The sequence below is a fragment of the Caballeronia sp. HLA56 genome, from assembly GCF_054655155.1.
In genome coordinates, this window is sequence record NZ_BAAHOB010000005.1 from 3,050,395 (window position 1) to 3,062,427 (window position 12,033).

Genomic DNA, 12,033 nt, shown 5'->3' on the forward strand with positions numbered 1-12,033 from the left:
GTTGCCATGAGCAGCGAAAAGAAATGGGAACGGGTCCCGTCGCCGGAACCCGTTGATTTTACTTTACAAATAACGCCTGGCTCGGATCAGGCTGAATTCGCGCTCATCCGAAAGCGTTTTTTCGCTCTACGCGCGCTCAGAAATGATCGCCGACGCGCACGATCTTCAGCGTGTTGGTGCCGCCCGCCGCGCCCATCGGCTCACCGACGGTGAGCACGACCATGTCGCCGCGCGCCGCGTATCCCTTCGACACGACCACTTCCAGCGCCTGATTGAGCGCGTCGTCGCGGTCCATGTTGGTATCGAGATGCAACGGCGTGACATTGCGATACAGCGACATCGTGCGCTCGCTCGCCACGCGTGGCGTTAGCGCGAAGATCGGCACATGCGTCCAGTGACGCGACATCCACAGCGCGGTCGAACCGGATTCGGTCAGCGCCACGACCGCCTTCGCGCCGAGATGGAACGCCGTGAACAGCGCGCCCATGGCGATGGACTGGTCGATGCGCGTGAACGTGCGGTCGAGGAAATCGCGGTCCAGTTGCGACTCTTCCGACTTCTCGGCTTCGACGCAAATGGCGGCCATCGTCTCGATGGTCGTCACCGGATACTTGCCCGCCGCGGTTTCGGCGGAAAGCATCACGGCGTCGGTGCCGTCGAGCACGGCGTTGGCCACGTCCGACACTTCCGCGCGGGTCGGCACGGGCGCGTGGATCATGGATTCCATCATCTGCGTGGCGGTGATGACGAGCTTGTTCGACTCGCGCCCCATGCGGATCATGCGCTTTTGCAGCGCTGGCACGGCCGCGTTGCCCACCTCCACCGCGAGATCGCCGCGCGCGACCATGATGCCGTCCGACGCATCGAGAATGCCTTGCAGCGCCGGAATGGCCTCGGCGCGCTCGATCTTCGCGATCATCTTCGGCTTGATGCCGTAAGGCGCGCCCGCGATGTTCGCGAGTTGACGCGCCATTTCCATGTCCGTCGCGTTTTTCGGGAACGACACCGCGACGAAATCCGCGCCGAGCGACATCGCCGTCTTGATGTCCTCCATGTCCTTCTCGGTCAGCGCCGGCGCCGTGAGTCCGCCGCCCTGCCGGTTGATGCCCTTGTTGTTCGACAACTCGCCGCCGACCTTCACGACCGTGTGAATCTCTTCGCCGATCACGCGCGTGACGTCGAGGACAATCAGGCCGTCGTTCAGCAGGAGCACGTCGCCGGCGCGCAAATCGCGCGGCAGGTCTTTGTAGTCGAGTCCGCAGCGCTCGTTGTTGCCGAGTTCGCAATTGGCGTCGAGCACGAAACTGTTGCCCGCGACGAGCATCGTCTTGTTGTTCTCGAACTTGCCGACGCGGATTTTCGGGCCTTGCAGGTCGGCCATGATGGCGACTTCGCGGCCCGTCTGGCGCGCGGCCTCGCGCACCCATTCGGCGCGCTGGCGATGATCGTCGGCGGTGCCGTGCGAAAAGTTGAAGCGAACGACGTCGAGCCCCGCTTGCATCATCTGCAGCAGGATCTCGGGACTGCTCGATGCCGGACCGATGGTGGCAACAATTTTGGTAGCGCGATGCATGGAATTCCTCGTCTCTGTAGGACCGCCCGTGACGCTGCGAGCACGTTGCGACGACGGTGAGGTGTTGCTCACCGGTTGCGCGCGCGCGCCGGATCGTGCCGGCGTCGCTTTATCGATTTGCTTGATTGCATGAGCGGGCAAGCCGCCGATGATGACGGGCGCCGCCGTTGGTGCCGGCGATGCCGCGTCTTCGTTCTGCCTCGGTTGCTGATTCTGCGCGCGGGCTTCGCCGGACGACGGCTCGGTGTTCTGAGCCGCTTCGGCAATGGCCCGCGCCGCGAGCGCGGCGGCGTCGAGCTCGTCGCCCGATGCCCCGCCCGCCACTACATTTCTGATTCCGTCTTTTTGCGCGCCGCCGGCTTCCTGCGCGCCCTTCTTGCCTGCCTTCGCCGGATTTCCTCGGGTCGTCAAGACCTTAAGCCCGCGACTCGAGCACTTCGACCGCGGGCAGCGTCTTGCCTTCCAGGAATTCGAGGAACGCGCCGCCGCCGGTCGAGATGTAGCTCACCTTGTCGTGAATGTTGTACTTCGCGATGGCCGCGAGCGTGTCGCCGCCGCCCGCGATTGAGAATGCCGACGAACTGGCAATGGCCTGCGCGAGCGTCTTCGTGCCGTTGCCGAACTGGTCGAACTCGAACACGCCGACGGGGCCGTTCCATACGATCGTGCCCGCCGTTTCCAGTTGCGCGGCGAGCGCCTTCGCGGTGTCCGGACCAATATCGAGGATCAGGTCGTCGTCGGACACATCCGCGACGGGCTTGGTTTCGGCTTTCGCGGTCGCGGCGAATTCCTTCGCGGTGACGACATCGCTCGGAATAGGCACGGATGCGCCGCGCGTGCGCGCCTGATCGATGATTTCCTTCGCTTCGTCGACGAGATCGGCTTCGGCGAGCGACTTGCCGATTTTCAGGCCCGAGGCCAGCATGAACGTGTTGGCGATACCGCCGCCGACGATCAGTTGATCCACCTTCTCCGCCAGCGACTTCAGAATGGTCAGCTTGGTCGAAACCTTCGACCCGGCGACGATGGCGACGAGCGGACGCTTCGGGTTGCCGAGCGCCTTGCCGAGCGCATCGAGTTCGGCGGCGAGCAGCGGGCCCGCGCACGCGACCGGCGCGTACTTCGCGATGCCGTGCGTGGTTGCTTCCGCGCGATGCGCGGTGCCGAAGGCGTCGTTCACATAGATGTCGCAGAGTTTCGCGAGCTTTTGCGCGAGGCCGTCGTCGTTCTTCTTCTCGCCCTTGTTGCAGCGGCAATTTTCGAGCAGCACGACGTTGCCCGGCTGAACCTCGACGCCATCGACCCAGTTCGCGACGAGCGGCACGTCGCGGCCGAGCAATTCGGACAGACGCTTCGCGACGGGCGCGAGCGAGTCTTCCGGCTTGAACTGGCCTTCGGTCGGGCGGCCCAGATGGGACGTGACCATTACGGCAGCGCCTGCATCGAGCGCGGCCTCGATGGCCGGCACCGAGGCGCGCACGCGCGTGTCTTCGGTGATGTTGCCGGCATCGTCTTGCGGCACGTTCAGATCCGCGCGGATGAACACACGCTTGCCGGAGACTTTGCCTTCGGAGATGAGGTCGGTGAAACGCAATACTTTCGTCATGGGAGTCAACGTAGGTAGAAAAGCGGTTCGGGCGAGGAAGACCGGCTTGTGCCGGCCGGTTCGTGGGGTGGCCGCGTGACTTCGAGGACTTCTTTTAGCCGTGGCAACGACACGCGGATCATGCCGGAGGCGAAGGCCGCGCGAGCGGGCCGAACGCGCGGGCAAAACAGGCAATGCGAGGAACCGGGAAAGCAGGAGATCGAAGGAACAGACAGGCGGCGGCGCTCAAGTAAAAGCACATGCCGGGCGCGCTCCGTTGAGGCGGTGAGCTTGGGAACCGTTGCGCGGTGACTGCCGGACACACTCTCGACCTCGCTTGATGCAACAGGAAAGACCAGCATTTTAACCGATAGCACCGGATGCTTTTAGCGGCCAATCCATGATGACGCGTATTTGGCCGCTTCCAACCGATGCGCCGGGCGCTGGCTCCACGCTGGTTTCGATCCCGCGCGTAATCCGCGCGCAATACCGCGACGAAAGGAAACTTTGCCGGCAACTTGGCGGCGAAAGGGAAATTATAGCGTCGTGAAAGCCGCTTCGAGATCGGTTCCGTCGCGAAATCACGCTAAAATAACGGTCTTTCGCCGCCTTTCGGCCAGCGCCGCACTCATGCCGAACTAAGGCACCAAGCCCCGCATTCACTGAACGAGACAGCTAGGAGAACCGTATGTCAATGGCCGACCGCGACGGCAAGATCTGGATGGATGGCAAGCTGGTCGACTGGCGTGACGCCAATATCCACGTTCTGACCCATACCTTGCACTACGGCATGGGCGTGTTCGAAGGCGTGCGCGCATACAAGACGTCACAAGGCACGGCCATTTTCCGCCTGAAGGAACACACCAAGCGTCTCTTCAATTCGGCCAAGATATTCCAGATGGAAGTGCCGTTCGACCAGGCCACCATCGAAGCCGCGCAGCTCGAAGTCGTGCGCGAGAACAAGCTCGAATCCTGCTATATCCGCCCGATCATCTGGGTCGGCTCGGAAAAGCTCGGCGTGTCGGCCAAGGGCAACACCATTCACGTGGCCATTGCTGCGTGGCCGTGGGGCGCGTATTTGGGCGAAGACGGCATCGCGAAGGGTATTCGCGTCAAGACCTCGTCGTTCACGCGCCATCACGTCAACGTGTCGATGGTGCGCGCCAAGGCCTCCGGCTGGTACGTGAACTCCATCCTCGCGAATCAGGAAGCCATCACCGACGGCTACGACGAAGCCCTTCTGCTCGACGTGGACGGCTATGTCTCCGAAGGCTCCGGCGAGAACTTCTTCCTCGTCAACAACGGCAAGCTGTACACGCCGGACCTGGCTTCGTGCCTCGACGGCATCACGCGCGACACGGTCATCACGCTGGCGCGCGACTTCGGCATTCCGGTGATCGAAAAGCGCATCACGCGCGACGAGGTCTACACCTGCGACGAAGCGTTCTTCACCGGCACGGCCGCCGAAGTCACGCCCATTCGCGAACTCGACAACCGCACCATTGGCTCGGGCGCGCGCGGTCCCGTCACGGAGAAGCTGCAAAGCGCATTCTTCGACGTGGTCGGCGGCAAGAACGAGAAGTACGCAAGCTGGCTCGCCAAGGTTTAATGCAAGCTGTGGCGGGCGAGCTTTCAAGCGTCCCGCCGTGTCCCCGCACGCAACACAAGTCATTCAAAAGAGATTGCAATGAGCGACCTGAAGGAAATGCCGCTGGTTGAACTGTCGGCCAAGGACCTGCCCGCGTTCTGTCCGAATCCGAAGATGCAGCGCTGGAGCACGCATCCGCGCGTGTTTATCGACATCACGCACGGCGAAGCGCGTTGCCCGTATTGCGGCACGCGCTACAAGCTGAAAGACGGCGAAGTCATCAAGGGGCATTGAGCAGCAGCCCTCTTACGGAAGGCCGAAGCCACGCCTCGTGCCCGCTTCGGCCTTCGTCCAATGCGCGAAATCGCAATCACACATTGCGCGCTCAAGCCTCTCACCCACATCAACCGACGACTCGCCATAAGCCGCGAGCCGCGTATATTTTGAGATCGGAAAACGACTGATGCGCCGCGCGCTGGTAATAGCACCGAACTGGATCGGTGACGCACTCATGGCGCAGCCGCTTTTCACGCTGTTGAGAAAGCTGCATCCGCGCATCGTGATCGATGCCGTCGCGCCCTCGTGGGTCGCGCCCGTGCTCGAACGCATGCCGGAAATCCACGACGTCTACGCCACCGACCTCGCTCACGGCAAGCTGCAACTGCTGCGCCGCTGGCAACTGGCGAGCGACCTGCGCGATGTCGGCTACGACGCCGCCTACGTGCTGCCCAATTCCGCGAAATCCGCGCTGCTGCCCTGGATGGCGGGCATCCGGCTGCGCATCGGTTACAAGGGCGAAAGCCGTTACGGTCTGCTCAACGTGCGGCATGCCAATCCGCCAAAGACCGAGCGTCCGCCGATGACCGTGCACTACGCCGCGCTCGCTTATGCGCCGGGCGCGAAGCTGCCGTTCGTCGACAAGTTCGCGCAACCGCAGCCCGAAGGCATCGAAAATCCCGCGCCAACGCTGCCCGTGCCGCGCCTGGAAAACGATCCGAACGAGTCCGCGCGCGTGTCGGCGCGCTTCAATCTCGATACGCGCACGCCGCTCGTCGTGTTTTGCCCCGGCGCGGAGTATGGTCCCGCCAAGCGCTGGCCGCCGGAGCATTTTGCGTCGCTGGCGCAGTTCGTCGCGCAGTCGTTTCCGTATGCGCGGATCATCGCGCTGGGATCGAATAAAGATTCCGCCGTCGCCGATGCCATCGCCGCCCGCGCACCGAATGTGCGCAACCTGTGCGGTCAGACATCGCTCGGCGAAGCATGCGCGTTGATCGCGCGAGCGAGCGCGGTGGTCACCAACGATTCCGGCCTCATGCACGTCGCGGCGGCCATGCGACGGCCGCTCGTCGCGGTGTACGGCTCGACCGACCCGCGCCACACGCCGCCCTTGTCCGATCTCGCAAAGGTACAATGGCTGCATCTTGAATGCAGTCCGTGCTTTGCCCGCGAGTGTCCGCTCGGCCATCTGAACTGCCTTCGCGAACTTTCCGCCGAACAGGTTTTCGGCGACTTGCGCGGCATGCTGCTCGCGCATCGTTGATATCTCGAAGATTGATCCGCTGCGACATCCGCTAGCGGTTCTCCGACGGCATCGACCCAAGTGTGCGGGCGCTCACACGCGAATGCCTCCGAACGGGGGCATGCTTTGACCAATGACCGATGCGGCGCTAGTCCGGCACTACGGGCGCGCGCCGTAACGAAAGCCTGAGACCCACGAGCCATGCCACGTTTCGCCCGCCTCTTCGAAGCCGCAGCCGACACCCTCAACGCTTATTACCAGGCTGTCGCGGACGCCAGCATCGACAGTGTGATGTCGTTGTGGATCGACGAGGAATTCGCCACGTGCATCTGCGCGGACGGCACGCATCTGCATGGTCTGCCGAGCATCCGCGCCGGGATCGGCAAGCAGTTCGAAGCGCAGGCGGTGACCATCGAGCCGCTCGATATCCGCGTGTACGACAGTCTCGGCACCGTCGTGTATGCGATCGCGGAGGCGCATCAGCCAGCGGGAACGGTGGCGCCGCGCATGGTGTTCACGACTTATGTGATGGTCCACGAACGCGGCGAATGGAAAATCGCGCACATTCACGCGAGCGAGATGCCGATGGAAACAGCCGGCCAGTTCGCGGTCAAGATGCGCCACGGTCAGGGGCCGCTGCACTAAAAAATGCGGCCCGGTTGCAGAGCAGCACTAAGAAGACGTATGTCGGGGAGTGGCCATGAAGCGCGATCCTTTGTTGAAACACGATTCGTCATTCGTGGATACGGGGCCCGCAGCGGCGCTTAAGGAAAGCGTGCAGGCAGCCGGGCGAACGCTCGGCGCGCCGGTTGCGGACTGGCTCTACAACGCGCCGCGCTGGCTGCCGACGAGCCACGCGCAGACCATCGTGCCGGCGCTCTTCGGGCGCAAGCCGGCGGTGCAATACCGGCGCGAACGCTGGACCACGCCGGATGGCGACTTCATCGATCTCGACTGGGTAGCCGACGAAGCACCCGCCGACGCCCCGCTCTTCGTGCTGTTTCACGGCCTCGAAGGCAGTTCGGACTCCCACTACGCCCGCACGATGATGGCCGCCGCTCAAGCGCGCGGCTGGCACGGCGTCGTGCCGCACTTTCGCACGTGTAGCGGAGCGCTCAATCTGCTGCCGCGGTTTTACCATCTTGCCGACAGCGCCGAAGTCGACTGGATTCTGCGACGCCTGCGCGCCAATCACGCGGGGCCGATCGTGGCGGCGGGCGTCTCGCTGGGCGGCAATGTGCTGCTGCACTGGCTGTGCGACCGCGGCGCCGAGGCTTCGTCGATCATCAGCGCGGCGGCCGCCATCTCCGCTCCGCTCGATGTTCACGCGGGCGGCGCAGCGATCTCGCAAGGCTTCGGCATGATCTACACACGCAGCTTTTTGAAGTCGCTCAAGCGCAAGGCGCTTGCGAAGCTCGGACAGTTTCCCGGCCTTTACGACCGCGACGCCGTGCTCGCCGCGCGCACGCTGTACGAGTTCGACAACGTCGTGACCGCGCCGCTGCACGGCTTTCGCGACACCAACCACTATTGGTCGACCGCGACCACGCGCGCGCATCTGAACCGCATCGCGGCGCCCGCGCTTATCCTGAACGCGCGTAACGATCCGTTCTTGCCCGAGTTCGCGTTGCCGTCGCAGGCGGAAGTGTCGTCGCGTGTCACGCTCGATCAGCCGAACCACGGCGGACATGTCGGCTTCATGACGGGGCCGTTTCCAGGGCGGATCGACTGGTTGTCGCAGCGTGTGTTCGGCTATCTGGAGAACTTCGTCGCTCATGGATGACATCGTCAGGCAGGCGCTTGCCAAATGGCCGAACGTGCCGCATTGCACGGGCTGGCTTCTGCTCGACCGACGCGGCCAGTGGCGCATGCGCGACGATGCCGCGCAAGCCGCGGGCGAACTCGGCAGTCCCATCCGGCATGAGGCGCTGATCGGCTTCATCAACCGCAATTACGAGCGCGACGACGAGGGTCAGTGGTTCTTCCAGAACGGTCCGCAGCGCGTGTATGTGGAGTTGGCTTATACGCCGTGGATCGTGCGGCTCGATGTATCGGCGGATGGTTCGTTGCAGCTGACCGATCAGGCGGGCGCGGCGTTCGAGCCGGAACAGGCGTGGATCGACGATGAAGGCGGTGTGTTGTTCGCCGATGCTTCCTCGCCGGCTCGCGTGGCCGCCTTGCACGATCATGATCTGGAGGTGCTGGCGGATCATGCTTCGCTGGATGAGGCTGCCTCGCCCGAGCACGGTGGCGTGTTTCATTGGCGCGGCGGCATTGATCTTCCCTTGCAGACGATCAGACGGACGGATGTCGGAGCGCGTTTTGGCTTTGTCGCGAGTCCGGCTGCGCGGGCTATTGGCGTGCAGGGTTAGAGGTTATCGGCGCACGGATCGTGTACGGTCGTGGCCAAGGTCGGGCGCTCGCTTAGAGCTACCCGTAGCCCGCCGCCGTTCAGCTGTTTTTCTCCTCCTCGCGCTCCTCCTTGTAGCGCGTTTCGAAATCGCGCAAACGCGCGGAGATCGTCGAGAGATCGTAGAAACTCGCGGTTTTCAGGTCGCGCGCTTCCTTTAGCTGCCGAATCGCGGATGGCCATGCGCCGTCGAGCGCGAATTTCTCGGCCATCGCCTGATGCTGGCTCAGCGGGTCGTTGAGGCCTGCGCTCGCCTGCGCGAGATAAAGCCACCAGTCGGGGCGTAACGGGTCGGCGCGCGTTTCCTGGCGCGCGAGCGATTGAGCATCGGCGTAGCGGTGCGCCGACAGCAAGGCTTGCAGATGGATATCGATCGCCGCGTGCGAGTCCGGCCAGCGCTTCTGCGCTATTTCCGCGAGGCGGATGGCGTCGTCGTTACGGCCGGCGCGGCGGGCGATATCGGCGGCTAGCACGTCGAGGCTAGGCGTGCTGCGGGGTGTTGCGGGCGCTGGCGGCTGCGGTGACGCGGCGGGTTGTGGGCTCTGGCGCGGGATCGAGGTGCTCGTGACATGGACCGGCGGAAGCGGGATCGTGTTCTTCGAGGTCGGGGTGTTGGATGCGGTCGTGTGGCGGGAGTTGCCGTTCGCGTCGGTGGTTGTTGCAGCGCCCGCGCGATTCGTCTCGGATGGGTTGTTTTGGTGGATCGACGAATCTTTCTCTGCGGTTGAGACGTTTGCGGTTTTCGGGCTTTTTGCGTTTGGGTTGTTTGGGTTGTTTGCGCTGTTAGTGCCGTTCGCCAGCGTTGCGCCGTCTGTGTTGGCCGCGCTCTTGACGTTGAGCGGATTGTTCGGATTACTCGCGCGATTGCCGCTCCCCGAAAAGCTCAGCACATCGTGCGCACTACTGCCGAGCAGCGAAGACATACCTTCCGATAACGCGACGCCATTCGTCCTTGCATCGGTGACGGCAGGCGCATGCCTCGTCTGTGCGGATCTCGCGCCGTCGGTAGCGAGATTCAACCCGGCATCGACGGACGCAGCCGCCTTCACCGACGATGCCGTCCCACGCTGCGCTTTCGAACCCCGTGCGCCGCTAGCCGCATCCGCGCCGCCGATACTCTTCAACTCCTGCCGCGCCTGCGCCGATGCCACCGCCGCATTCGCCTCCTCGCCTTCGAACAGACGGCGCGACTTCGCGAGCGCATCGTTGGCGGCGTCGTAATCGCCGAGCAGCGACTGCGCGAGCGCGACGCCATACCAGTTCGCCGCCGGATTGAGCGCGGTCTGATCGCTGATCTCGGTCTTCAGCCGGCTCGCGACCTCGCGATAATCACTCGCATAATTGACCTGCAACACCCGCGCGCGCGCCCGCACGAACGCGTATTCGGGCGACTGACGCGGCTGCCGATACGGCACGCGCCGCGCACGATCCTCCATATCGGCGATGCGCTCGACGGTCAGCGGATGCGTGCGCGCATAAGGCGGCACGCCGTTATCGGACATCGTCAGGCGGTCCAGACGCGCGAAAAACGCGGTCATCGCGTAGGGATCGTAGCCGGCGGCGGCGAGCATCTGAAAGCCGACGCGGTCCGCCTCGTGTTCCGCCGCGCGCGAAAATTTGAGCTGATTGTCGACGGCGAACGCCTGCCCGCCCATTGCGATACCCATGCCGAGATCGCCGCTGCGCGCCATCACGCCAGCGAGCAAGCCGGCGAGCATGGCAGCGAGCGCGGCATAGCCGCTCTTTTTCTGCGCGCCGATCATGCGCGCGATGTGCCGCTGCAGCACGTGCCCCATCTCATGACCGATGACCGACGCCAGTTCCGACTCGGTCTGCGTCGCGGAAATCAGCCCCGTGTTCACGCCGATGAAACCGCCGGGCATCGAGAACGCGTTGATTTGCGGATCGCGCACGGCGAACAGGTCGAAGTCCGGCCGATAGCCACCGAGGTACTGCGTCGCGGCGGCGGCGGAGAGCTTGGTGGCGATGGAATCGAGGTAATCGCGCATCAGCCAGTCGTCGAGATAGTCGGGGTCGGCGCGGATTTCGCGCATCATCCGTTCGCCGAGCGTGCGTTCGGCTTGCGGTGAAAGCGTGCCGCCGGAGCCATCGCCGAGATCGGGAAGCTGCACCGAGGACAAGGGCGCACGCAGGCCGCTCATTTCGCCAGGCCGATTGGCGAAGCGGCTTTCGGCGCCGCCGTAGACGCCGAAGACGCCGTCGGCCAGGTTGGCGGGGGGTGAGGCGGGGACGGTGGTGGTGGTCGCGGTTGCTGCGGTTGCGGTTGCGGTTGCGGTTGCGGTTGCGGTGGCGGTGGCGGTGGCGGTGGCGGTGGGCGCGTTTGTGGTGGGCGCGTTTGAAGTGCCGGCGTTTGCGGTGATCGCGTTTGAGGTGGCAGAGTTTGCGTTGGTCGCATTTGCGTTGGTCGCATTTGCGGTGATCGCATTTGCGGTGGTCGCATTTGCGTTGGTCGCATTTGCGTTGGTCGCGTTTGCGGTGGCCGCATTTGCGGTGGTCGCATTTGCGTTGGTCGCATTTGCGGTAATCGCGTTTGCGGCGGTCGCGGTCACGTTCGCGGCGGTCGCTTTTGCAGCGCCCCTTGCGCCCGCCTTCGCCGAATCATCCACGCGAGCCACGGACGCACCAACCTGCGCCAACGCAACGGGCGGCATGGCGAGACTCAGGCACAGTACGAAAATGAGCGCACGGCTCGAACGTGTCAGATTCATGGCGCGAAACCGGCGTCGGCGAGCCGGTCAGCTTGATGACGAAAACGGGCTTATCGTATCAAGTGTTCGGCGCTCGGCGGTGGATTGAATCGGACCGAAGACGCCGTATCGCGCTGGTATGATGAGCGCCCGTTCGAAGGAGAGGCTATGTCCGGACTCACACATTTCGATGCCGCCGGCGAGGCGCACATGGTCGATGTCGGCGACAAGGGCGAGACACGCCGCATCGCCGTCGCGCGCGGTTCCATCGCCATGCTCGATGGCACGCTGGCCCTGATCCGCGAAGGCCGCGCGAAAAAAGGCGACGTGCTGGGCGTGGCGCGCATCGCCGCTATTCAGGGCGCGAAGCGCACGGCCGACCTGATTCCGCTGTGTCATCCACTTGCGCTGACGCGCGTGGCGGTGGATTTCAGCATCGACGAAACGCTACCTGGCGTGCACTGCGAAGTGCGTGTGGAAACGGTCGGGCGCACCGGCGTGGAAATGGAAGCGCTCACCGCCGTGCAGATCGGCTTGCTGACGATCTACGACATGTGCAAGGCGGTGGATCGCGGCATGACCATCAACAATGTGAAGGTGCTGGAGAAGCATGGCGGGAAGTCGGGGGATTGGGTGGCGGCGTAGTCCTC

The 12,033-nt window shown here is 64.0% G+C and carries 9 protein-coding genes and 1 pseudogene; 7 read left to right on the forward strand and 3 right to left on the reverse strand.

Annotated features, from left to right (window positions below; translation table 11 throughout):
• Nucleotides 1-136 precede the first annotated feature (136 nt).
• Nucleotides 137-1,984 carry a pyruvate kinase gene (pyk, locus tag ACYQ47_RS33735; protein ID WP_459909124.1) on the reverse strand — a complete coding sequence of 616 codons (1,848 nt, stop codon included), beginning with the start codon at nt 1,982-1,984 and terminating at the stop codon, nt 137-139.
• A gap of 4 nt (nt 1,985-1,988) precedes the next feature.
• Complete coding sequence (locus tag ACYQ47_RS33740) at nt 1,989-3,179, reverse strand: phosphoglycerate kinase (protein ID WP_250525435.1); 1,191 nt, start codon at nt 3,177-3,179, stop codon at nt 1,989-1,991.
• Between the two features lie 667 nt (nt 3,180-3,846).
• On the opposite strand from ACYQ47_RS33740, the gene ACYQ47_RS33745 reads away from it, so the two are divergent.
• The 6 genes from ACYQ47_RS33745 to ACYQ47_RS33770 all read left to right on the forward strand — a co-directional run bounded on the left by ACYQ47_RS33745 (nt 3,847) and on the right by ACYQ47_RS33770 (nt 8,637).
• Entirely contained in the window at nt 3,847-4,767 is a 921-nt protein-coding gene (locus ACYQ47_RS33745; protein WP_244827145.1) for a branched-chain amino acid transaminase, read from the forward strand.
• Nucleotides 4,768-4,845: 78 nt separating this feature from the next.
• Nucleotides 4,846-5,040: a zinc-finger domain-containing protein gene (locus ACYQ47_RS33750; RefSeq protein ID WP_244827144.1), complete on the forward strand. Its 195-nt coding sequence runs from the start codon at nt 4,846-4,848 to the stop codon at nt 5,038-5,040.
• A gap of 169 nt (nt 5,041-5,209) precedes the next feature.
• Nucleotides 5,210-6,286 (forward strand): lipopolysaccharide heptosyltransferase II, encoded by a 1,077-nt coding sequence (gene waaF, locus ACYQ47_RS33755; RefSeq protein WP_244827143.1) that lies wholly within the window; start codon nt 5,210-5,212, stop codon nt 6,284-6,286.
• Between the two features lie 180 nt (nt 6,287-6,466).
• Nucleotides 6,467-6,910: a nuclear transport factor 2 family protein gene (locus ACYQ47_RS33760; RefSeq protein ID WP_244827142.1), complete on the forward strand. Its 444-nt coding sequence runs from the start codon at nt 6,467-6,469 to the stop codon at nt 6,908-6,910.
• Nucleotides 6,911-6,965: 55 nt separating this feature from the next.
• Complete coding sequence (locus ACYQ47_RS33765; protein WP_244827141.1) at nt 6,966-8,048, forward strand: YheT family hydrolase; 1,083 nt, start codon at nt 6,966-6,968, stop codon at nt 8,046-8,048.
• Nucleotides 8,041-8,637, forward strand: a complete 597-nt coding sequence (locus ACYQ47_RS33770) for a DUF2946 family protein (protein ID WP_250463308.1) — start codon at nt 8,041-8,043, stop codon at nt 8,635-8,637. Before ACYQ47_RS33765 ends, ACYQ47_RS33770 begins: the two co-directional genes overlap by 8 nt.
• 79 nt (nt 8,638-8,716) lie before the next feature.
• On the opposite strand, the pseudogene ACYQ47_RS33775 reads toward ACYQ47_RS33770, so the two are convergent.
• Nucleotides 8,717-10,903 (reverse strand): annotated as a pseudogene (locus ACYQ47_RS33775) (M48 family metalloprotease); the annotation flags it as partial.
• A 648-nt stretch (nt 10,904-11,551) separates the two neighbouring features.
• Between ACYQ47_RS33775 and moaC the strand changes: the two are divergent.
• Nucleotides 11,552-12,028 carry a cyclic pyranopterin monophosphate synthase MoaC gene (moaC, locus tag ACYQ47_RS33780; protein WP_309841509.1) on the forward strand — a complete coding sequence of 159 codons (477 nt, stop codon included), beginning with the start codon at nt 11,552-11,554 and terminating at the stop codon, nt 12,026-12,028.
• The last annotated feature ends 5 nt before the right edge of the window (nt 12,029-12,033 follow it).